At 51.6% G+C, this 22,050-nt stretch carries 22 protein-coding genes, 1 other RNA gene and 2 pseudogenes; 12 read left to right on the forward strand and 13 right to left on the reverse strand.

Going from position 1 to position 22,050, the window contains the following annotated elements; genetic code table 11:
• Nucleotides 1–9: 9 nt before the first annotated feature.
• Entirely contained in the window at nucleotides 10–1,920 is a 1,911-nt protein-coding gene (locus AMM03_RS08990) for an FAD-dependent monooxygenase (protein ID WP_090130537.1), read from the reverse strand.
• A gap of 223 nt (nucleotides 1,921–2,143) precedes the next feature.
• On the opposite strand from AMM03_RS08990, the gene AMM03_RS08995 reads away from it, so the two are divergent.
• Both AMM03_RS08995 and AMM03_RS09000 read left to right on the forward strand, forming a co-directional pair.
• On the forward strand, nucleotides 2,144–4,336 hold the full coding sequence (locus tag AMM03_RS08995) for an OsmC domain/YcaO domain-containing protein (RefSeq protein ID WP_090130539.1): 2,193 nt from the start codon (nucleotides 2,144–2,146) through the stop codon (nucleotides 4,334–4,336).
• Between the two features lie 87 nt (nucleotides 4,337–4,423).
• Nucleotides 4,424–6,088: an FAD-dependent monooxygenase gene (locus tag AMM03_RS09000; RefSeq protein ID WP_090130543.1), complete on the forward strand. Its 1,665-nt coding sequence runs from the start codon at nucleotides 4,424–4,426 to the stop codon at nucleotides 6,086–6,088.
• Here AMM03_RS09000 and AMM03_RS09005 read toward each other — a convergent pair.
• From AMM03_RS09005 to AMM03_RS09015, 3 genes are all read right to left on the reverse strand, one after another.
• A complete protein-coding gene (locus tag AMM03_RS09005) occupies nucleotides 6,085–6,603 on the reverse strand; it encodes a DUF2244 domain-containing protein (RefSeq protein ID WP_228764623.1) in 519 nt (172 codons plus the stop codon). The genes AMM03_RS09000 and AMM03_RS09005 overlap by 4 nt on opposite strands.
• A gap of 135 nt (nucleotides 6,604–6,738) precedes the next feature.
• Nucleotides 6,739–7,127: a transfer-messenger RNA gene (ssrA, locus tag AMM03_RS09010) on the reverse strand.
• A gap of 61 nt (nucleotides 7,128–7,188) precedes the next feature.
• Nucleotides 7,189–8,352 (reverse strand): ion transporter, encoded by a 1,164-nt coding sequence (locus AMM03_RS09015; protein WP_090130547.1) that lies wholly within the window; start codon nucleotides 8,350–8,352, stop codon nucleotides 7,189–7,191.
• A gap of 148 nt (nucleotides 8,353–8,500) precedes the next feature.
• On the opposite strand from AMM03_RS09015, the gene AMM03_RS14170 reads away from it, so the two are divergent.
• The 3 genes from AMM03_RS14170 to AMM03_RS09030 are packed head-to-tail and all read left to right on the forward strand — an operon-like array spanning nucleotide 8,501 to nucleotide 11,130.
• Nucleotides 8,501–8,659, forward strand: a complete 159-nt coding sequence (locus AMM03_RS14170) for a hypothetical protein (RefSeq protein WP_194942832.1) — start codon at nucleotides 8,501–8,503, stop codon at nucleotides 8,657–8,659.
• 38 nt (nucleotides 8,660–8,697) lie between these two features.
• Nucleotides 8,698–9,462: a class I SAM-dependent methyltransferase gene (locus tag AMM03_RS09025; protein WP_194942833.1), complete on the forward strand. Its 765-nt coding sequence runs from the start codon at nucleotides 8,698–8,700 to the stop codon at nucleotides 9,460–9,462.
• 45 nt (nucleotides 9,463–9,507) lie between these two features.
• Nucleotides 9,508–11,130 carry a long-chain-fatty-acid--CoA ligase gene (locus AMM03_RS09030; protein WP_090130553.1) on the forward strand — a complete coding sequence of 541 codons (1,623 nt, stop codon included), beginning with the start codon at nucleotides 9,508–9,510 and terminating at the stop codon, nucleotides 11,128–11,130.
• Nucleotides 11,131–11,147: 17 nt separating this feature from the next.
• Here AMM03_RS09030 and AMM03_RS09035 read toward each other — a convergent pair whose 3' ends face one another.
• The 6 genes from AMM03_RS09035 to AMM03_RS09060 form a co-directional block, all read right to left on the reverse strand.
• Complete coding sequence (locus tag AMM03_RS09035) at nucleotides 11,148–11,744, reverse strand: OmpW/AlkL family protein (protein ID WP_369793688.1); 597 nt, start codon at nucleotides 11,742–11,744, stop codon at nucleotides 11,148–11,150.
• Nucleotides 11,745–11,864: 120 nt separating this feature from the next.
• Nucleotides 11,865–12,434: a protein-tyrosine phosphatase family protein gene (locus AMM03_RS09040; RefSeq protein WP_090130557.1), complete on the reverse strand. Its 570-nt coding sequence runs from the start codon at nucleotides 12,432–12,434 to the stop codon at nucleotides 11,865–11,867.
• Entirely contained in the window at nucleotides 12,434–13,180 is a 747-nt protein-coding gene (locus AMM03_RS09045) for an amino acid ABC transporter ATP-binding protein (RefSeq protein ID WP_090130559.1), read from the reverse strand. The genes AMM03_RS09040 and AMM03_RS09045 overlap by 1 nt, the downstream gene beginning before the upstream one ends.
• A gap of 1 nt (nucleotide 13,181) precedes the next feature.
• The gene (locus AMM03_RS09050) at nucleotides 13,182–14,300 is read right to left on the reverse strand and encodes an amino acid ABC transporter permease (RefSeq protein ID WP_090130840.1); all 1,119 of its coding nucleotides are present in this window, start codon (nucleotides 14,298–14,300) and stop codon (nucleotides 13,182–13,184) included.
• Complete coding sequence (locus AMM03_RS09055) at nucleotides 14,300–15,475, reverse strand: amino acid ABC transporter permease (RefSeq protein WP_090130561.1); 1,176 nt, start codon at nucleotides 15,473–15,475, stop codon at nucleotides 14,300–14,302. Before AMM03_RS09055 ends, AMM03_RS09050 begins: the two co-directional genes overlap by 1 nt.
• A gap of 57 nt (nucleotides 15,476–15,532) precedes the next feature.
• On the reverse strand, nucleotides 15,533–16,576 hold the full coding sequence (locus AMM03_RS09060; RefSeq protein ID WP_090130563.1) for an amino acid ABC transporter substrate-binding protein: 1,044 nt from the start codon (nucleotides 16,574–16,576) through the stop codon (nucleotides 15,533–15,535).
• A gap of 130 nt (nucleotides 16,577–16,706) precedes the next feature.
• On the opposite strand from AMM03_RS09060, the gene AMM03_RS09065 reads away from it, so the two are divergent.
• Complete coding sequence (locus AMM03_RS09065) at nucleotides 16,707–17,192, forward strand: aminoacyl-tRNA deacylase (RefSeq protein ID WP_090130841.1); 486 nt, start codon at nucleotides 16,707–16,709, stop codon at nucleotides 17,190–17,192.
• 3 nt (nucleotides 17,193–17,195) lie between these two features.
• On the opposite strand, the gene AMM03_RS09070 is transcribed toward AMM03_RS09065, so the two are convergent.
• Genes AMM03_RS09070 through AMM03_RS09080 form a run of 3 tightly spaced genes read right to left on the reverse strand, consistent with a single transcriptional unit; the run spans nucleotide 17,196 to nucleotide 19,958 of the window.
• Nucleotides 17,196–17,387, reverse strand: a complete 192-nt coding sequence (locus AMM03_RS09070; RefSeq protein ID WP_090130565.1) for a DUF2783 domain-containing protein — start codon at nucleotides 17,385–17,387, stop codon at nucleotides 17,196–17,198.
• Nucleotides 17,384–19,075 (reverse strand): FAD-dependent monooxygenase, encoded by a 1,692-nt coding sequence (locus AMM03_RS09075; protein WP_090130566.1) that lies wholly within the window; start codon nucleotides 19,073–19,075, stop codon nucleotides 17,384–17,386. Before AMM03_RS09075 ends, AMM03_RS09070 begins: the two co-directional genes overlap by 4 nt.
• Nucleotides 19,076–19,079: 4 nt before the next feature.
• Nucleotides 19,080–19,958: a DMT family transporter gene (locus AMM03_RS09080; protein WP_090130568.1), complete on the reverse strand. Its 879-nt coding sequence runs from the start codon at nucleotides 19,956–19,958 to the stop codon at nucleotides 19,080–19,082.
• Nucleotides 19,959–20,124: 166 nt separating this feature from the next.
• Between AMM03_RS09080 and AMM03_RS14290 the strand changes: the two genes are divergently transcribed.
• The 6 genes and pseudogenes from AMM03_RS14290 to AMM03_RS14305 form a co-directional block, all read left to right on the forward strand.
• Nucleotides 20,125–20,661 carry a helix-turn-helix domain-containing protein gene (locus AMM03_RS14290; RefSeq protein ID WP_228764624.1) on the forward strand — a complete coding sequence of 179 codons (537 nt, stop codon included), beginning with the start codon at nucleotides 20,125–20,127 and terminating at the stop codon, nucleotides 20,659–20,661.
• A complete protein-coding gene (locus tag AMM03_RS14340) occupies nucleotides 20,658–20,789 on the forward strand; it encodes a hypothetical protein (protein ID WP_255349622.1) in 132 nt (43 codons plus the stop codon). The genes AMM03_RS14290 and AMM03_RS14340 overlap by 4 nt, the downstream gene beginning before the upstream one ends.
• A gap of 11 nt (nucleotides 20,790–20,800) precedes the next feature.
• Nucleotides 20,801–20,869, forward strand: a pseudogene (locus tag AMM03_RS14395) (hypothetical protein); the annotation flags it as partial.
• Nucleotides 20,870–20,972: 103 nt separating this feature from the next.
• Entirely contained in the window at nucleotides 20,973–21,290 is a 318-nt protein-coding gene (locus tag AMM03_RS14300; protein WP_228764625.1) for a hypothetical protein, read from the forward strand.
• Nucleotides 21,277–21,471, forward strand: a pseudogene (locus AMM03_RS09090) (tyrosine--tRNA ligase); the annotation flags it as partial. The gene AMM03_RS14300 and the pseudogene AMM03_RS09090, both read left to right, overlap by 14 nt.
• Nucleotides 21,472–21,524: 53 nt before the next feature.
• On the forward strand, nucleotides 21,525–22,050 hold a 526-nt coding region (locus AMM03_RS14305; RefSeq protein WP_228764626.1), incomplete at its 3' end, for an ABC transporter substrate-binding protein.

Consider the following 22,050-nt stretch of genomic DNA (forward strand, 5'->3'; position numbering starts at 1 on the left):
CTTGAATGCTTAACGCAACACACCCGCAAAATAGGCTGATAAGGCTTCGTAGCCATCCAGTGGTAGCACATTGGCCACATACTGATCGGGCCGAACCACAATCATGCAACCCTTGTCGCGGTTGATGCCGCGCATGTCAAAGATGTCGCCCAGACCTTTGTGGTCCACACAGAAAACTTTGCCGTGGTCTTGCAAACCCAAATGACCAGTGAGGGGTTTCAGCAAAGCGGACATGTGCTCGTAAGCCAACTGGTCAAATGTTAGCTGAAACACAAATCGCACATCAATGACGGCATCAATGTCTTCACCTGGTCGCGCGTGCTTCACCACGGGAGAGTTGGGGTTGGTTTCTAACCAACTTGCCAACTTGTGAATGGGCGAGCCTGCGCTGGCTGAATCTGCTTTGCCCGCAAACGCATAAATGCGCCAACGTGCATCGGCTTGCGCCACATGGCCCAATTGCATTTGCTTGGCATCGGACACGCGAACCACAGGGGCCGAATGAAACCGGCGGCCAATTTCTTCACCAGTGGCCAACGCTTGGTGCGGGCTGTCGGCAAACAAATACGACTTGTCGTATTTAACGGCTGTGCCACCTGTGAACTCAAGGTTCTCTTTGAATTGGCGAATGATGCGTGGCTCCTCAGTGCCATCGCGTTCGGCTTGCGTAGTAGGTGCTGACATCACACGCGACCACTTGTGGTCGGTGTCGACCAAGCGCTTGGCTTCGGTCCAGCGCTCGAACGAATAGCTGCGCAGCAAGCTTGGATTGGCACGGCCTTGCAAGACGTGAACCATTTTCCAACCGAGGTTAAAGGTGTCTTGCATCGACACGTTCATGCCTTGGCCCGCTTTGGGTGAATGGGTGTGGCAGGCATCCCCGGCCACAAACACATGCGGGTTGCGATCGGTTGCGTCACCCACATCGTCAAACTTGTCGGTCAGGCTGTGGCCAATGTCATAAATAGACCACCACACCACTTCTTTCACATCTACCGAGTAAGGTTTGATGATGCGATTGGCCGCAGCAATCATGTCGTCTTGGGTCAACTTGCGCTGCGCTGCTTTTTCGTCGGGGCGAAGTTTGTCCAGCTCCACATACATGCGGAACAAGTAGCCGCCTTCGCGCGGCAAGATGAGCAAGTTGCCTTCGTTGGCTGAGGAGATCAAACATTTTTGGCGCACATCTGGAAAATCGGTGTTGGCCAAAATGTCCATCACGCCCCAAGCTTGGTGTGCCGCATCGCCGTGCAATACGCCGCCAATGGCTTTGCGCACAGAAGAGTGCGCACCGTCGCAGCCCACCACATAGTTGGCGCGGACTGTTTTGGTGGCACCCCAATTCAAGCCGCTTGAATCTTTTAGAACCACGGTCACTGGATGGTCTTCGGTTGTTGGGTCGACGGTAAGGCTCAAAACTTCCCAGCCGTAGTCGGGCGCTAAACGCGAAGGCGAGTTTTGCATCACTTCTAAAAACAACTCATGCAAGCGCGCTTGATTGATCAGAATGTGGGGCATTTCCGAGCTGTCATCGGCTACGTCTTGCACGCGGCCAACGCGTTTGACGTTCTCCGGATTGGCAGGATCGGGCATCCAAAAAGCCGTTTGATTGACCCAATAAGTTTCGCGCTTGACCTTGTCGGCAAAGCCAAAGGCCTGGAACATTTCCATGGTGCGGGTGTTGATACCGTCCGCCTTGCCCTTGATGATGTTGGCGGGCATGCGCTCCACAATCATGGTTTCAATTTCTGGGAACTGGGCCAGTTGGGCGGCCAAGCAAAGACCCGCAGGGCCGGTGCCAGAAATCAAGACATCAACTTTCTCGGGCAGAGGTTCGTTGGTGCCGCGGTTGCGGCGGTTGGGGGCTGCTTGTTTGATGTCGGGGCTGCCGCCGCGGAAACCATTTTTGTAAAACTGCATCACTTCTCTCCCAGAAAATTTAAGCCTTGTTAGGTAACTGAGAGAAATGATAACTGTGCTTATTAATTTCTGTCAAGATAATAAGCATACTTACTAAATGGGCTATGTTTCAAGCTGAACTGACCCCAGATGCCTATACTGGCGGTCCGCGTGAAGGCGAAAGTTCGCTCTTGTTCTTCATATTTAAGGACAAGTAGCAAGTGCAGCCAATGCCTTTCCCGCCATGGAAATCAAAGTCAACTTTCTCGACAAACTACGCCTAGAAGCCAAGTTTGACGACTTCACGGTTATTGCAGACCAGCCCATTCGTTACAAAGGCGATGGCTCTGCGCCTGGCCCCTTCGACTATTTTCTGGCCTCGTCCGCTTTGTGTGCCGCCTACTTTGTGAAGCTGTATTGTGATACCCGCAACATTTCCACTGAGCACATCAGGCTGTCACAAAACAACATTGTTGATCCAGAAAACCGCTACGCGCAGATTTTTAAAATTCAGGTGCAGTTGCCGCCCGATATTTCTGAAGTCGACCGCCGCGGTATCTTGAATTCCATTGAACGATGCACCGTTAAAAAAGTGGTGCAAGAAGGCCCTGAGTTTGTCATTGAAGAAGTGGCTAACTTGGACGAAGACGCACAAGCCTTGCTCAGCCTCAAGCCGGATGCCCAAAGCAGTACGTTTATTTTGGGCAAAGATTTGCCCTTGGAACAAACCATTGCCAACATGTCTGGCGTACTAGCGGGCCTAGGCATCAAGATTGAAATTGCCTCTTGGCGCAATATCATTCCCAATGTGTGGTCCTTGCACATTCGCGATGCGCATTCACCCATGTGCTTTACCAATGGCAAAGGCGCTAACAAAGAAAGCGCGCTGGCTTCTGCCTTGGGTGAATACATTGAGCGCCTGAACAACAACCACTTTTATGCGGGCGCGTATTGGGGCGAAGACCTGGCCAATGCCGAGTTTGTGCATTACCCCAATGAGAAGTGGTTCAAACCCGGCAAGAAGGATGCGCTGCCCAAAGAAATTTTGGACCCGTACTGCCTGAGTATTTACAACCCCGATGGCGAACTCAAAGGCTCGCACTTGATTGACACCAACTCGGGCAATGTGGCGCGCGGTATTTGTTCGCTGCCCTTTGTGAGGCAATCTGATCAGCAGGTGGTGTACTTCCCGTCCAACTTGGTGGAAAACTTATTCGTCAGCAACGGCATGAGTGCGGGCAACACCTTGGCCGAATCGCAAGTGCAGTGCTTGTCCGAAATTTTTGAGCGCGCTGTTAAAAAAGAAATTCTGGAAGGCGAAATTTGCTTGCCCGATGTGCCACCCGAAGTACTGGGAAAATATCCCAGCATCATGGCTGGCATTCAAGGACTCGAAGCCCAAGGATTCCCTGTGCTGGTGAAAGACGCTTCGCTGGGTGGCAAGTACCCCGTGATGTGCGTCACCCTCATGAACCCTCGCACCGGCGGCGTGTTCGCTTCGTTTGGTGCCCACCCCAGCTTAGAAGTGGCGCTAGAACGCAGCCTCACAGAACTCCTGCAAGGCCGCAGCTTTGAAGGCTTGAATGATCTGCCGCCCCCCACCTTTGAAAGCAATGCCGTCACCGAGCCGTACAACTTTGTAGAGCACTTCATCGATTCAAGCGGCATTGTGTCTTGGCGCTTCTTTGGCGCTACACCCGATTACGAATTTGTAAATTGGAACTTTGCAGGTCAGGGTCCTACAGCCAATGCTGACGAAGCCGCCACCTTGTTTGGTATTTTGCAAAGCATGGGCAAAGAGGTCTACATCACCGTACACGACCAACTAGGCGCCATGGCCTGTCGAATTTTGGTGCCAGGCTATTCCGAAATTTATCCGGTTGAAGATTTGATTTGGGACAACACCAACAAAGCCTTGTTGTTCCGCGAAGACATTCTGAACTTGCATCGCTTAAACAACAAGCAATTGGCCGCACTGCTAGACCGTTTGGAAAACAACGAGCTAGACGAATATGCCGACATTGCCACCCTCATTGGCATTGAGTTTGATGAGAACACCGAGTGGGGTCAGCTGACTGTGCTGGAGTTAAAACTGCTGATCAACTTGGCCTTGAAACAATTAGACGCCGCACAAGACTTGGTGGGTGCGTTCTTGCAATACAACGACAACACCGCAGAGCGCAAACTGTTTTACCAAGCGTTGAATGTGGCGCTGGAAGTGGCCTTGGACTCTGAGTTAGATATGGCCAACTATGAGCACAATTTCCGCCGCATGTTTGGCAATGCGCGCATGGATGCGGTGTTGGGCTCAGTGGATGGTACTGTCCGCTTCTTTGGACTCAAGCCTACCAGTATGAAGCTGGAAGGGCTAGACAGGCACCAGCGGTTGATAGATAGCCTAAAAAAATTGCATGTAGCAAGGGTTCAATCAAAATAATTCACACCTTTAGGTTTCAGCCTTTTGTATCGCTATCAACGCTTTGTGGCATGATTCTTTCTATTTTTTTGTAGCGATAAATAGAACATGACCCAATCAATAAAGAGCCAATACAACGCCGATGTATTGATTGTTGGTGGTGGCCCGGTCGGTATGGGCTTGGCCATTGAACTTGGACAGCGCGGCGTCAAATGTCTGGTTGTTGAGCGCTACGTCAAACCCCAACCCATTCCCAAAGGTCAGAACCTGACCCAGCGCACTTTGGAGCACATGCATGTTTGGGGCACCGAAAAACAGCTGCGTGCAGCGCGCACCATTCCGCCAGAGTACGGTATCGGGGGCTTAACTGCTTACGGCACTCTACTCAGCCCCCATGCCCACGATTGGTTGCAGCGCGACTTGGTCAAGCCTTATTACTACACAGCCAACGAGCGCTTGCCTCAGTACGCCACAGAAGAAGTGCTTCGAGAGCGCGTGGCGCAGTTGCCATCGGTTGAAGTCTTGTATGGTTTCGATGCGGAAACCATTGAGCAAGACGAAGAGGGCGTGACTTTGACGGTCACTGAACGTACCGCAGATAAAAGCAGCGCGCTGCAGGTTGTTCGTGCAGCTTATGCCGTTGGGTGTGACGGCAGTGGTTCTCGCGTTCGTCAACAAGCTGGCATCACGCAAACTCTCACATCGCACGATCGCAAGATGGTGCTCTTGGTATTTCGTTCTACGCAGCTGCATGAGTTGTTAAAGCGTTACCCTGGCAAGTCGTTTTACAACGTGCTGCATCCAGAGCTCAAAGGCTACTGGAAGTTTTTTGGCCGTGTTGATCTTGGCAATACTTGGTTTTTTCATGCGCCTGTACCTGCTGGCACCACTGCCGATAACTTCGATTTTCGCGCCTACCTACACGAGTCTGTAGGTGCCGAATTTGAAGTAGATTTTGAATACATCGGCTTTTGGGATTTGCGCTTTGCCTTGGCCGACAATTACAGGGCAGGGCGTATTTTTGTAGCGGGCGATGCGGCCCACAGCCACCCACCTTATGGTGGCTACGGCATCAATTCGGGTTTGGAAGATGTGCGCAACATCGGCTGGAAGCTGGCCGCCGTCTTAGAAGGCTGGGCCGATGCCAAACTGTTGGACTCTTACGATGCCGAGCGGCGCTTGGTGTTCCGGTCCACCATTGATGACTTCATTGCCAAATCGATTAAGTCTGATGGTGACTTTTTAGAAGCCTACAGCCCAGACCGTGACCTTCAAGCTTTTGAGTTAGCGCTTAAAGAGCGCGCAAGCGGTGCTGTGTCTGAGGTGCACGCTTTTGAGCCCAATTACGAAGGTTCGCCCATCATCTTGCATTCCGATGTTGAGTCTACTGATGTTGCGCTTTCAGTTGCACAAACATCACAAAGACATCCGAGCGCCAAAGGCAATCACCGTTTTGAGGCCAATGCGGGCCACCACCTTGCGCCCGCCACGCTGAGTTCGGGTCAAAATGTATTTGAGAAACTTGGATCTGGATTTACGCTTTTAGCATTGGGTGCACATGCCGATAGTGTTGATGCATTCCGTGTTGCAGCCAAAGAGATGAATGTCCCTCTGACCATTGTTGAGGACAGCTTCGAGGGCGAAGTTAAACGTTATCAAGCGCACTTTGTACTCATTCGGCCTGACCATTTTGTGGCTTGGACATCCGCTGATTCGCAGCTATCGACTCATTTGCCAAAGCAGGTACTGACTCTTGCTAGAGGCGCCTTTTAAAAATTAAGCTTGTGACTTGCCATCATTCGTTTAGAGATTTGCTCGGCCAGCAAAAGCCTCATGTTGGTATGAATAAATCGGCCAAAGTCCGCTGACTGTTGTCCTTGCCGGAGTTCTATCAGGTCATTTTTAAGCTTGCTTCTTTCAACGCGGGTCATGGATCTCATCAAATGGATCTGCGTCACTTGAAAACCAATTTTTCTTTCAATCTGAACTTCCCTGTCGGTTAGCACCAGTTTTTCATAGTCGTTGGCATGAATGGCGTTGTAAACAAAGGCGATGGTCAATGCAGCAATTTCAATCAAAGAGAAAGGAAGAATAAAAGATGCACCAAAGTTGTAAAAGGCAATGCCAATGAGCAATGTCAATAGGCCCAAGCTAATAAAAATGGCTGCCATTTGCGCCGGTGTGATGGAGATATTTCTTTTGAGATGCCAGCACCAATTGGCGCCTTCATGGCTGCCTAGAACACTGTCGGAAAGGTAAGCGCTGCTCATGCAAATGATTGTTGTCAAAATGACATTATGAGAAATCAATGAAGACAAGGTGCTGGGTAAGGGGATCGACGAATGTCTTTATTCACCAGATCGAACTTGAACCACACAAAAAAAGGGGGCAAACTCTTTAGTGAATTTGCCCCCTTGGGTGTGTGGTGGAGCTGGCGGGAATTGAACCCGCGTCCACAAGCCATTTTCGTACAGTTCTACATGTGTAGTCGTCTGATTTGAGTCTCGTCAAACCAATCGCGCAGCGACACGCTATTGATCCAACCAGCATCCTATTTTCTCGCGCCACATCAAGATGCCCGATGTGACGCCAGCCCATATGTTTTCCCTTGCAGCCTGGAAGCTTTAGGTTTTAACGCCTATTGCCCCCTTGCCCAGCCTATCGGCCAACTGTTGCAAGGCTCACCGGATTAAGCGGCGAGTGCGAAACGTTCGTCGTTTGCAGTTAGTTTTTTTTCTGCTGTTTTACGAGGATCAGAACCTCGACATGCCCTGCCACGCGTCCGAACCCATGTCGAAACCAGTGCAGCCCCAAGCTTCGTATTTTAGGCCGGATCTCTAATTTGCAAGTACTTTTTGCCTACAAACTTTGTCTTATTTGCGCAAAGACTCAAACACTTCACGTTCCAAGGGGGTGGTAGTGTCTATTTTGAGCACCAAGTCATGCACTTGTTGAAAGTCGTCGCTTTGAACCAAGCCTCTAAGTTGGCTCACTTGTTGGCGATATTTTTCTAGCAGTTGATCTGCATTGAGGTGGGCCGTGCTGTCGCTGATCTTGAACTTCAGTTCGTGCTTGACCTTCTCCATGATGCGCGTCACATCTTGCTGGCTTAAATGAAGTCGTTCAGCTTCGGCGGTTAAAGCATGTTGATAGGTATGAGAAATTTGACCTTTGGCCAATGCATCTCTAAATTCATTTTCAAAGGTTTCGCGGTCAATGCGAAGCTGGTCGGTAAAGGCCGAGGCCATCAAGCCCGCAGGAATGGCAAAGATGCCAATGCCAATCAGGCTGATGACCACCGTCATGGCGCGACCCATTGGCGTGATGGGTGAGATGTCGCCATAGCCCACGCTGGCCAAAGTAATTACAGCCCAGTACATGGCCGACGGAATGGAGTCGAACTTGTCAGGTTGGGCGTCGTGCTCAAGTTCATAGCCCAAACTGGCCGTGAGAATCACCAGCAACAGCATCATGAAGGCCGAGGCAAACAACACTCGATTTTCTCGGCTAATGGCCTTGATCAGGGTGTTCAAAGTGCCTGTGTAGCGGGTCACCTTTAACAGCCTGGTGAGCCTAAAGATTCGCAGGAAGCGAGTGTCAACCACTTTGTCCAGCAAAATGCCCAAGAAGAATGGAAGGATAGAGACGAGGTCAATCAGCGCGGGAATGCTGACCATGTACCTTAATCGACCTTTGATGGGGTCGCTGTATTTGGACACTTCACACGCCGAATAGACGCGGGCCACATATTCCACTGAAAACAAAATGATGGTGGCAATTTCTAAAAATGCAAATTCATTTTTAAAGATGGCATGAATGGCGGGCACTGTTTCCAAAACAATCGAAACAACAGAGACAAGTACAGCGGCAATAATGAGACGATCGATGTAGCGGTGAAGTGGCCCAGACGTGGGCGTAGCGTGCAGCAGCGAAAAAACTTTTTGCCGAAATGTGCGGCCTTTGTTTTTTCGAATAAAAAACTGTATGGCCGACATCAGCGCGCCAATGGCATTGATTTTTTTTAAAAAGACCCGCATTGGCTTGTGCTTTCAATGACCACCGGCTTTGGGGTCTTTCTTGGCTTCTGCTTTCGCGTCTCCCTTGCCGTCCCCTTTGGCTGGAGCCTTTTCATTCGCTCTAACCACTTTGCATTTTTTGTGAGCAGGCACTGTGGTTGAGGCCGGTATGTCTTCACAAATCTTTTCAACTTTGTACGCCCAAGCAGAAGAGTGCCCAAACAAAGCGGAAGCCATTGCGAACAACATCGAAAAGAAGATGGGTTTCAATTTGGGCGTTAACATGCGTGCAAAAATTTCAGTGGTAACTTGTAAAGACCAATTGTGATGGCATAACATGTGCAAATTATCGGAAAGAAGAATCAATTGTCAAACTTGATCCGTTGGCCTTTGTCTGCCTTAGCCGTTTGGGGGGCAGCATGGTTTTTGTACCTTTATTTGGTCGATCAGGGCATTAACCCCTCTGTGGCCATGATCATGACCACGTTTGCTAGCTTTTTGGCTGCCATGATGGCTTGGATGCGCGGGGTGTCTCAAGCTCGCACAGCGGCTTTGTCAATGGGCTTTCCAGTGTCCTTGTGGTTGTTGGGCACAGCCAGTGTTCCGGCTTGGGTGTGGTTGTTGCCACTGGCAGCGGTGGTCTGGATTTATCCCATGCACGCTTGGCGCGATGCGCCCGTTTTCCCTACACCCCTTAAAGCCCTTCGAGATATCCCCCGCTTTGCCATCTTGCCTGCCCAGGCCAAAATTCTGGATGCGGGCTGCGGCGCAGGCGACGGCTTGAAAGCCTTGCGCGAAGCGTACGTGAACGCGCAGTGGATTGGCATTGAATTCAGTCGACCTTTAAGTTGGGTGGCCAAGCTCAGATGCCCGTGGGCCGAGGTCAGGTGCGGCGATATTTGGGAAGACCATTGGGGTGCTTACGACATGGTCTATTTGTTTCAAAGACCCGAGACCATGCCCCGAGCAGTTGAAAAAGCCAAAGCCGAAATGAAGCCTGGCGCGTGGTTGGTCAGTTTAGAGTTTGAAGCGGCCGAACTCAAGCCTTCGGCCAAGACCGATGCCAGTCCCAACCGCCCTGTTTGGCTGTATCAAGCCCCCTTTACGGGTCAATCCCGAGAGACACGCTAAGTCTTTTGCATAAGATCTCTGAATCTACTTGATTCGGAGAATTTCATGCTTCAACCCGGCCTCATCATGGACCGCCCCTTGCTTTTGTCCGGCATTCTCGAGCATGCCGCTATGCAGTTTGGTGGCCAAGAAATTGTCTCCCGCGAAACGCACGGCCCTTTGTTTCGTTACACCTATGCCGACTGCGCCAAGCGCGCGCGCAAACTGGCCAATGCACTCAAGGGTTTGAATTTGAAAGAGGGCAGTGTGGTGGGCTCCATTGCCTGGAACAACCACCGCCACTTAGAAGCCTATTACGCAGTGTCGGGCAGTGGTATGGTGATGCACACCTGCAACCCCCGCCTGCATCCTCAGCAACTCATTTACATCATCAACCACGCCGAAGACGAGGCGGTGTTGTTTGACATCACGTTTGCGCCCCTGATTAAAGGCATTGCGGCGCATTGCCCCAAAGTGCGTGCGTGGGTCTGCCTCACAGAACGCGCTCACATGCCCGAGATAGAAGGCGTGGCCAATGTGATGTGTTACGACGAACTCATTGCGCCCGCCAGCGATGTTTTTGAGTGGCCCGAGTTTGATGAAAGAACAGCTGCTGCCATTTGCTACACCTCGGGCACTACGGGTAACCCGAAAGGTGCTATGTATTCGCACCGCGGCATTGTGATCAATGCCATTTCTGATTGCTTGCCCAGCATCTTGAATTTATCGCCTGACGAAGCCATCCTGCCCGTGGTGCCCATGTTCCACATCAATGCGTGGTGTATTCCTTATGCAGCCCCTGTGGCAGGCGCCAAGTTGGTATTGCCAGGCCCCAAGCTAGACGGTGCCAGTTTGTACGAACTCATAGAAGCCGAAAAAGTCACCATCAGTGCGGGCGTGCCCACCATTTGGATGGCCCTCATTCAGCACGTAGAACAAAACAAATTGCGCTTCAGCACCATGAAGCGCACCGCGGTGGGCGGCTCTGCTATGCCCACAGCCCTCATTGCCAAGTTCAACGACGACTACGGTGTTGAAGTGCGCCACGGTTGGGGCATGACAGAAACAACGGCGGTGGCCACCATGAGCAGCATGACGCCAGTTCAACGCGCTTTGCCCGCTGCAGATCGCCATGCCTTGGTGGGCAAGCAAGGCCGCTCTGTGTTTGGTGTGGAAATCAAAGTGGTGGACGACGAAGGCAACACCTTGCCTCGTGACGGAACGTCACAAGGTGAATTGATGGTGCGCGGTCAGTGGATTATTTCTGGTTATTACAAGGGCGAAAAATCGCCATTGATCAATGGCTGGTTTCCTACCGGCGACATTGCCACCATCGATGCACAGGGCGTGATGCAAATTCGCGACCGCACCAAAGACGTCATCAAAACAGGCGGTGAATGGATCAGCTCTATTGATTTGGAGAATGCAGCCATAGCGCATCCTGCTGTGGCCATGGCCGCAGTCATTGGTGTGAAGCATCCCAAGTGGGACGAGCGCCCCTTGATGTTTGTGGTGCGCAAGCCTGGGCAGACCGTTGAGAAAGAAGAAATTCTTGCTTTCCTAGAAGGCAGAGTGGCCAAGTGGTGGATACCCGACGATGTGATCTTTTTAGAATCCTTGCCTGTGGGGGGCACAGGCAAGGTTCAAAAGGGTGACTTGCGTAAAACCTATGGGGGCGTGTTCAGCTGAATACGCCAGTCCAGAGTTTAGAAGCGGTAACCCAAACCCACGCCTATCAGGGTTGGGTTTAACTTTAATACGCCGTTGTTCACACCGCCTACATAGACATTGGTATTGATTAACACTTTTTTAATGTCGATGTTGAAACTCAGGTTCTTGTCAATCGGGAAATCAATGCCTGCTTGAAGAGCGGTTCCCCAGCTGTGACTGTCGACGTTGGCGCCGCCAGAAAGCAAATTGACTTGTGTGATTTGTGTGTAATTGACGCCGGCGCCCACATAGGGCTTCATGTCAGAACTGCCATCAAAGTGATACTGCAATGTCAGAGTTGGGGGTAGATGTTTAAAGGTGCCAATGTCAGCCGCCAAAACGGTGGAGTTGACGGTTTGTTTTTGTGGCACTGTTAAAACAAGTTCGGCTGCCATGTTCTTGTTGAAGAAATAAGTGACGTCGACTTCTGGAATCGTTTTGTTGTTAACCGTGAGACCTAAACCTGTGGCATCTTTGTTGGCCATGTCAATATTGACAGCACGTACACGAACCATCCAAGGACTTTCTTGCGCGAATGCGGCGCTGGACAACAGTGCACAAACAGCAGTGGTAACAATGAGTTTTTTCATGATGGATTTCCTTCTTATGACGACTTAATTAGTCGTTAATGAATTGGAAATCTATTTCTGGACTCAAGCATTGTGTTGCATCAAACACAAGGTGCGAGACCTTTGACACACATCAACCAAATCTCACAATGAAGCCATTTTCCACGCTCTGACAAACTGACGTTGTGCATCTGTTTCGGGGGTGTGTGGTGTGAACTTGCATTTGTCCATGGCCTGCCACTTTTGACTGAGCAGCGTCAGAGCTGCATCGCCTTCTATACCTTGGCTCACCAGCCATGTGGCCGCTACGGTACCTGTTCTGCCAATGCCAGCGCGACAATGCAAATAAACGCGACCACCTTGGTTCACGACAGATTGAATTGTTTGCAAAATGGCTTGCATTTGCGAAACAGTGGGAACGCCAAAATCTGCAATGGGAAAATTAAGGCGAACAGTACCGCCTGGGGGTAGGTAAGTTTTGTCGCTCTCAGTCGGTAATGTCAAATCAATAATATGAGTGATACCTGCCTGCCCCAACAGTTGAAGTCTTTGGGGTAAATTATTTTCACCGTTCAGGGCTGGATGCTCGCCAGCCAAGATGTACCCCGCCCATAACCAGTAGGTATTGCCATGAGGTCTTGGCCACACGTCGCCGTGGGGATCTAAAAAAGAAAACTCACCAGACAAACCAGCAAGCTTTGAATGCAGCGTCATCAGTGCGCCAGAATTTTGGACAAGAAGTCTTGTGTGCGTTCGTTCTTCGGATTGGCAAAGAACTCTGTGGCAGTGTTCTGTTCCACAATTTGGCCTTGGTCCATGAAGATCACGCGGTCGGCCACAGAGCGCGCAAAACCCATCTCGTGCGTGACACAAATCATGGTGATGCCTTGGTTGGCCAATTCCACCATGACGTCCAACACTTCGTTGATCATCTCAGGGTCAAGCGCTGAGGTGGGCTCATCAAATAACATGATTTTGGGTGTGAGGCACAAAGAGCGCGCAATGGCCACGCGCTGCTGCTGACCGCCCGACAATTGCAGGGGGTACTTGTGCGCTTGCTCGGCAATGCGCACGCGCGTGAGTTGTTGCATAGCGCGCTCTTCGGCTTCGGCCTTGGGCACCTTGCCCACCCACATGGGGGCCAGCGTGAGGTTTTCCAAAACCGTTAGGTGTGGAAACAAGTTGAACTGCTGAAACACCATGCCCACTTGGCGGCGTACCGCTTCAATTGACTTGATGTCGTCTGTCAATTCGGTACCTTCCACCCTCAGGGTGCCCGATTGGTGTTCTTCCAATCGGTTGATACAGCGGATGAGCGTACTCTTGCCAGAACCTGAAGGGCCGCACACCACAATGCGCTCGCCTTTGGCGACTGACAAGTCAATGTCGCGCAGCACATGGAACTCGCCGAACCACTTGTTGACTTTAGAAAATTCGATGATGGGACTTGAGGTATTCACTTCACTGTCTCCGTGTTCCAGTATTCAGATGGGACTCCAACCATTGGCTGTAGCGCGACATGGCAAAGCATGCAATGAAATAAATGGCCGCCACAAACAATTGGCCTTCAATGAAAAACTTGCGCCAGTCGGCATCGCCCAGCGCCAATTGGACCGCACCCGTTAGGTCATACAAACTCACAATGGTGACCAAGGAGGTGTCCTTGAAGGCGCCAATGAAGGTGTTGACAATGGCAGGCACTACCAAGCGCAATGCTTGGGGCAGCACAATCTTGCGCTGAATTTGCCAGTAGCTAAGTCCCAACGAATGGGCTGCTTCTATTTGGCCTTTGGGCACGGCTTGCAAGCCACCTCGAATAACCTCTGCCAAGTAGGCTGCGGTAAACAAGGTCATGCCTACCAACACACGCACCAGCACATCGATCTTGGTGCCTTGCGGCATGAAGAGTGGCAAGATGAATGAAGCCATAAATAGCACAGAGATAAGCGGTACGCCCCGCACAAACTCAACAAAAACCACACACAAAGTGCGAATGGCCGGCAAGTTGGATTGGCGTCCTAGGGCCAGCAAAATAGCCAGCGGAAATGCCACCACCAAGCTCACGCTTGACAACAGCAAGGTCAGTGGCAAGCCACCCCAGCGCGCTGTTTCGACCTGAGTTAAACCGGCAAAGCCGCCATACATCAAGCCAACGAACAATGCATAGACCAACACCCATGCCGCCACCAAGGCAGGTCGCCAGAAACTTCGCAGGCAAGACACAACTAGCAGTAGCACCAAAGCCGCGCTGGCTACCAAGGGGCGCCACTGCTCTTCAAAAGGGTAACGGCCAAACAAGATGAGCCGGCCTTTTTCTGCCACCACGCCCCAACAGGCACCCAGGCCGTGGGCTGTGCGGCAAGCCGCGTTGTCGGCTTCTACCACGGCGTACCAAATGGTCCAGTTGAAAATGGGCGGCACGGCCCAAACCAGCAGTGCCACAAACAGCACCGTCAGAAAGGTGTTGAAAGGTCCATCAAAAAAACTGCGCTGCACCCAGGCCCAAGCCCCAGTGGCGTTGGTGGGTGGGCGCCGCGCCGCGATGGGTTCGAAATGATGTTGGTAACCGGTGTTTGGCATCATCGGTCCTTGATTCGCACGCGGCGGTTGTAAATGTTCATGAGTGCTGAGGTCAGCAAGCTCAAGCTCAAATAAATCAGCATGACCAAGGCAATGCACTCAATGGCGCGACCGGTTTGGTTCAAAGCGGTAGAGCTGATAGACACCAAATCGGGATAGCCCACAGCCACTGCCAAAGAGGAATTTTTAATCAGGTTGAGGTATTGGCTAGTAAGTGGCGGAATAATGACTCGCATGGCCTGCGGCAATTGAATGAGGCGCAACTCTTGAGAGCGCTTTAGACCCAGAGCCACCGCGGCTTCGTGTTGGCCAAACGAAACCGATTGAATGCCAGCGCGCACCACTTCTGCAATGTAGCCAGAGGTGTAAACAGAGAGGCCTAACAGCAAGGTCAGGTACTCGGGTGTAACCGACCCGCCGCCCACCACGCTAATTTCTGTGACTTCGGGAATGTCAAATTCTGAAGGCGCGCCACCCACCAGCCAGCCGATCAAGCCGCACACCAAAAACAATCCCAATCCTGGCAAGAAGCTGGGTTTGAGAACACCTGTTGTTTCAAATTGATGTTGAATTTTGCGAGACCAAAGCTTCCAGGCAACTACGCCCACGCACAAGCCAATGAGGGTGCCCCAATGGCCAGGTTGCCAAACAGGCAATGGATATTGCAAGCCGTTTTTGCTAAAGAACACACCTGCCAGAGGTTTGAGAGGCGACTCAATGGAGGGCAGCAATTCGGTCATGGCATAGTACCACATGAACAATTGCAGCAACAAAGGAATGTTGCGCGTGACTTCTACATAACTGCTGCACAAAGCTTTGACCAGGCTGTTGTTGCTAAGGCGACCGATGGCAATGAGCGTGCCCAGCACCGTGGCCAGAACCAAGCCTACTATTGCAACACGCAAAGTGTTGGACAGACCCACCAAGTAGGCCACCAAATAATTTTGGGAAGAATCAAACTCAAACAGGCTTTCGCCAATGCCAAAGCCCGCAGGTTGCAAAAAGAAATCAAAGCCACTTTGAATGCCACGCGCACGCATGTTGGCAAAGGTGTTGGACATCAGGTAGGCCAGGGCCAATGCCAAGCCCACAACGGCCAGTATTTGATAAATCAGTCCGCGAAAGGCCTGGCTGTGCCAAGACCATCGGCGTTTAGGAGGGGGTGGAGTGCTCATCAGAGTAAATCGGCCCGCACAAGGCGGGCCGGATCGCTTTGTTCAATGCCTCAAGAATTAACGCACGGGTGGTGCGTACATCAGGCCGCCTTTGTTCCACTGGTTGTTTAAACCGCGTGGCAATTTCAAAGTTGACTTAGGACCTACATTGCGCTCAAACATTTCGCCATAGTTGCCCACCGCTTTGATGGCGCGGTAAGCCCACTCTTTGTCCAAGCCCAGCAGTTTGCCGGTGTCTTCTGACGTACCCAAAATGCGCTGAACAACAGGGTCTGTGCTGCTCTTCATTTGATCGACATTGGCTTGTGTGATGCCATATTCCTCGGCTTCAATGAGGGCGTAAACCACCCACTTGACGATGGCAAAGAACTCGTCATCGCCGCGACGAATGGTGGGACCAAGCGGCTCTTTGGAAATGAGTTCCGGCAAGATGACGTGGTCATCAGGGTTGGTGGCTTCCTTGTTGCGAACAGAAGCCAAACCAGAAGCGTCTGTGGTGTAGGCCTGGCAGCGACCTGCAAAGTAAGCTTTGTTGGTAGCCTCTTGGGTGTCAAACACCACAGGCTTCATGTTGAGCTTCATGACCTTAGAGTAGTCATTCAGGTTCTTTTCTGTGGTGGTGCCAGATTGCACACAAACAGTGGCGCCTTTGAGTTTGGCAGCGCTGGTAATTTTTGATTTCTTGGGCACCATGAAGCCTTGGCCGTCATAGTAAATGGTGCCCGTAAAGTGCAGACCCAAAGAGGCGTCGCGGTTCAGGGTCCAGGTGGTGTTGCGAGACAAGATGTCAATTTCACCAGCTTGCAACACAGCAAAACGCTGCGCGGCATTCAAGGGGGTGTATTTGATTTTGTTGGCGTCGCCCAGCAAAGTGGCTGCAATGGCTTTGCAAACGTCAACGTCCAAACCAGACCAGACACCCTGACTGTCGGCTGCTGCAAAGCCTGGCAAGCTGGGGTTGACGCCGCAATTGAGGTTGCCGCGAGCTTTGATGGCATCGATGGTTTTTCCAGCAAAAGCCGGGGTGGCCAACGTACCTAGTAAAGCCAACGCAGCTGTAGCCAAGATGGGACCTTGAATTAATTGGCGTATGGATTTCATGGTGTGCTTTGAAAGTGATAAAAGATCATTTTGCATGAAAAATTGTGCCAATCAACTTCGGGTAAGTGCTGAAGTTTTTAGCTGAAAATAAGGTCAAGCACTATCAGTGGCACCAAAAAGTGGCATATCCATGGCAAAACACATTTCTGAAACCCCAGCGACACAATGGTTAAAGCAAAATAAAGTTGCTTTTACCGAGCACCCCTACGACTACGTCGACCATGGGGGCACAGCTGAGTCTTCAAAACAACTTGGCGTGCCCGAGCATCAAGTGGTCAAAACGCTGGTGATGCAAGACGACCATGGCAAAGGCTTGGTGGTGCTGATGCACGGCGACTGCAAAACCTCGACCAAAAATTTGGCTCGTCAAATTGGTTGCAAAACAGTAGAGCCCTGCAAGCCTGATGTGGCTCAAAAAAACTCAGGCTATTTGGTGGGCGGCACATCGCCCTTTGGTTTAAGAAAAGCCATGCCGGTGTATGTGGAGTCCAGTATTTTGGAGTTGCCCCAAATTTGGATCAATGGGGGACGACGTGGATTTTTGGTGGCAATTGATCCACAAGTTTTGATCAATGAACTGGGTGCCAAGCCCGTGCAGTGCGCATTGCCGCAATAAAGATCAGAGGTCCTTGAGCGCCGCAGCAATGTTGCTTTCAAAAATAGCCGCGTCGCCCAAAGCTTGTGCATTCAAGAGGGCAAGCTTAACCAAGAAGAGCTCTGATTTTTCATGACCTGCTTGGTCAATGGCGACGGCCAAGTTGTCATACACTTTTTCGAGGCCAGCAATGTCGAGTGAAGTCGGTGTGTTCATTGCATCAATGCTTTCTTTAAGCTCTGAATAAGTTGCTCGGCATTCAATTGAGCCCAGCGTGCGCAGATGTGTTGATCGGGGCGAAACAGGTACGCGCCGCCAGCCCCAATGCCGTAGCGAGTGCCAAAGCGATTTTGAGGATCGAACAGTGAAACGTCAGCACCTTGCACGGTGCTGTTCTGTGGTGTGATGGCGATCAATTTAAGTGGCATACCTTGCTGCTTGGCCAATTCTGTTGCGGCCAATACCTGTGGTGGCAAGTTTCCATTGTGTGTGAGGTAGACCAAATCAAATCCACCGCCCAAGTGATCTAGCAAAAAGTTGTCTTGTTCAAACTGCACATTTTGTGGCGGTGCGCCTAAGGCCAATCCGTCTTTGAACGTGCCTTCATGGTTGAAGTCACTGTTTAACTCAGAAAGCGAGTACTCATGCGGTCTTGAAGTGCGCCAGTGGTACAGCGTCCGAACAAATTCTTGAGTGAGAGACAAAGACAACACCGCATCGCGTAACAACCTAAAACCACGGCTGGGGGGTGCCATGAAGCGTGTGCTTTTGCCAGCCTCTGTAATGATTTCTCGGGCTGCATCCACGCGCTCCGTGCTGTGGTTTTGCATGAACTTTTCGGGGGCAATGCCATTCACTACATAAGCCAAATGCCAGCCCAAAGACTGTGCATCTTGGAACGCCGTGTTGGCGCCTCGTACGCCAAAGATAGGCAGCAGGTGAGCGGCATCGCCAGTAAACACAATGCGATCGTGCACATACTTTGGCAATGTGAGTGTGCGAGCAGAATAGACCGAGCTCCAATCCATTTCCCAGGGGGTGCCTTCAAAGCCAATCATTTTGAGTTGGGCATCAATGCGCTGCTTAAGAGACTCTGGGCGCAAGGCTTCTTCGGGTGTTTCGCCAGGTGGCAGCTGGTAGTCCACACGCCAAATACCGAGCGGCTCGCGGTGCATCAAGATGGTGTTACCGCGGTTCCAGTCTGGATCAAAAAACGCCAAACGCTCGGTGGGGTAGGGCAGGTCGATGCGAATGTCGGCAATGACAAAGATGCTCTCAAAGGAAGCACCTTCTAACTTTAAATTCAACTGACTTCGAATTTCTGAGCGGCCGCCATCGGCCGCTACCAACCATTCGGTGTCTAAAGTGTAAGGACCTTCTGGGGTGTCGATGTGGGCTTTAACGCCCCCTTCAAACTGCTCCGCTTTGGTCCATTTGTTGCCCCAGCGAACATCGATCAGTGGATGTGCTTTGCAAGCATCGTGCAGGTACTCTTCTAAGAATTGCTGCTGAATATTGATCATGGGGAAAAACCGATCGTCTGGATCGTGCGGTGTTTCCATGCGGAATACTTTTTGGCCCCGGTAAATGGAGTTGCCACAGCGCCAGGGCAAGCCGTTTTCGGTAATGCGATGGGCTACGCCCACTTGCTGCAAAATTTCCATGGAGCGCCGCGTAAATACGATAGCTCGCGAGCCCTGTGAGAATTGCAAATCGGCGGCCAACACCACACTGGGCACGCCGTGCCTGGCCAACTCCAGCGCAGTGACCATGCCAGCAGGTCCAGCACCCACAATGACCACTTTTTTCTTGTCTTGTGGCCCATGCGCCGACGGCAACCAAGGCTTGAAAACTTGGTAGTTGTAATAAATGGAGGGACGCGGTTCTGGGCTAGGGAGGTGCATAAAACTAGGAGTCTTGTCCGGTGGGAATTTTTCGATTTTCTTCTCGCAAAATCATTAAACCCGAAACGACCAATAAAAAGATACCTAAGCAAGCCAACAGGTTGGGTATTTCGCCCCAAACCAAATAGCCAATGAGCAGCGCAAACAAAAGTCCGCTGTAGCGGAAAGGCGCCACCAAACTCATCTCACCTGAGCGCATGGCCACGATGAGCAGGTAATAAGCAATCGATAGAAATGCAGATGCAGCCAACAGCATTAAAAATTGGGTGCTGTTCACTGCCACCCAAGACTGCGTCAAAGTGACTGCACCCGCACCCAATGCCACCGAAATGGCGGTAGACAAGGTAATGAGTAAAACGGGAATATGCAGCCCAATAGCGCGCGTGAGTGTGTCGCGTGTGGCGTGAAGCAAAGTAGCTATGACGCAAATAACGCCATACACATTGAAGCCTTCAGCGGCCGGCTGCACCACTAATAAAACGCCCCCAAAACCCAACAAAATAAATGAGCTGCGTTGAAAGCTCACCCGCTCTTTGAAAAAGTAAATGGCAAACACCGTGATAAATAGTGGCGATGCCAAATTGATGGCCGTGGCATTGCCCAGTGGCAAATGAAACAGGGCAGTGAGGTAAGTTAAAGAAGAGGCCGCATCGACGGCACCCCGCAGCCACAAACGCCGATTGAGCATGAGCCGCCAATTTTGCAAATGGCCCATGTACTGCGCCATGCAGGCAACCAGCACGGTGGCCAAGACACCGCGGATAAAAATGAGTTGGGGACCAGGCAAGCTGGCGCTGACTTGTTTCACCAGCGCGTCGTTGGCAATGAACAGCGCCATGGCCAAGCTCATGGCCCAAATACCTCGGCGATTGTCAGCGTGCATGCTGCCCGTCCGTTTCGCTCATGAATTGATCATGAAAAAAGCCCCCAGTGGGATCACGGGGGGCTCTGAACATATTGATACATAGTTAACAGTTTATACCGGATACATCCTTTACAGTTTTTTGGCATAGGAGGAGCTCTCTATGCCCTGGAAGGAGTGTCAGAAAATGGATGAAAAACTACGTTTTGTCTCTCGCCACTTAGAGGGCGAGTCAATATCTCAGCTGTGTCGGGAGTTTGGAATCTCTCGCGTCACGGGCCACAAACTTGTGGAGCGTTACCGTCAAAACGGTTTGGAAGCATTCAGCGACCGAAGCCGGCGCCCTTACCGGATGGCCAACCAGTTGCCGTTTCAAGTGGAGGCTCTGATTGTTCAAATCAAGAATGAGTTTCCAACTTGGGGTGCGCCCAAGATTCGGGAGCGCCTGTTGGCCAGGTATCCGGAGATCAAAACCCCAGCCAAGAGCACGGTGCATGCGGTGCTAGAGCGCAACGCGCTTGTGAAGCACAAGAGGGCCAATGCAAGGCCTAAAGCGCAGGGGACGGTGCTGATGGGAGGTCAGGAGCCCAACGACTTGTGGTGCACGGACTTCAAGGGCGAGTTCATGATGGCTGACAGAAGTTATTGCTACCCCTTAACGGTGACGGACTATCACTCCAGGTTCTTGCTGTGCTGTGAGGGCCTGCGCAGCGCCACGCTATGAATGTGCGCCCCGTTTACAAACGTGTGGACACTTGCGCGGCCGAGTTTTCTACCGACACGGCTTACCCAAGCGCATCCGCTCAGACAACGGCGTGCCCTTTGCCAGCTCGAACGCGCTACATGGGTTGAGCAAGTTGGCGGTGTGGTGGTTGCGTTTGGGCATTGAGATTGAGCGCATCAAGCCCGGTAATCCGCAGCAAAACGGACGCCACGAGCGCATGCACCGTGTGCTCAAGCAAATGACCATACAACCAGTCAGCACCCGCCCGCCAATGCACCTTGCGCAAATGGACCATGTAACTGGCCAGCCACATGCGCGCGTACAACTACGAGCGTCCGCACGAGGGCATTGAGATGAAGATTCCGGGGGATCTATACCAGCCCTCAAGCCGCCAATACACGGGGTTGCCAGAGTTGGCGTATCCGTTTCATGACAGGACGATTGTGATCACCGAGTGTGGCCGCATCTGCATGGACCGCAAGAAGATCATGCTCAGCTCGGTGTTGGCTGGGCAGAGGGTGGGAGTGATGCAGGTGGAAGACCAGATCTGGCAAGTCAGCTTTATGGACTACGATCTGGGGTACTTCGATATGGACAGTTGTCGCCTAGAACCCGGGCACACCCATTAGCGTGCATGAGTTTTTGTACCCCCTCATGCAAGGTTATGACTCCGTGGCTTTGAAGTCCGACTTGGAATTGGGCGGTACCGATCAAAAGTTCAACTTGCTGATGGGCCGCCATTTGCAAGCCGAGTATGGCCAAGAGCCGCAATGCATTTTGACCATGCCTTTGCTGGAAGGCTTGGATGGCGCCACAGTATTCCAGCCTTTGTCAACCGGCATCACTTTTGCCCTGACTGAAAAATGCTGGAAGGCTTGGATGGCGCCACAGTATTCCAGCCTTTGTCAACCGGCATCACTTTTGCCCTGACTGAAAAAGCCCCTGGCGACAAAATTCCTTTGATCACTGCAGGCTATGGCCGCAGTGAATCAGCTGACGGTGGCGTCTTCAAATGGAACTTCCCATTGGCTGGCACATACTGGGTGGCTGGCGATGTGATCATTCAAGACATTGCCAAAAAAGTAGGCGGTGCTGACAAGCTCAAAGGCAAGCACATTGCCTTGGTGTACCACGACAGCCCCTTCGGCAAAGAAGCCATTCCAATTTTGCGCACTCCCTCCTTGCGCAAGCGCATGGCTTGCTGGCTGTACGAGGGTATGTTGTTGTTTGGCGTTGTGTTCATTGCAGGCTATTTGTTTGGCACCCTCAGCCAGACCAAGCACGCTATGAACAACCGGCACGGCCTGCAAGCTTTTTTATTTTTGGTGTTTGCCATTTACTTCACCTGGCTTTGGTCAAAAGGCCAAACCCTGGCCATGAAAACTTGGC

The sequence above is a fragment of the Limnohabitans sp. Rim11 genome (assembly GCF_001269365.1).
In the GTDB taxonomy this organism is placed as follows: domain Bacteria; phylum Pseudomonadota; class Gammaproteobacteria; order Burkholderiales; family Burkholderiaceae_C; genus Limnohabitans_A.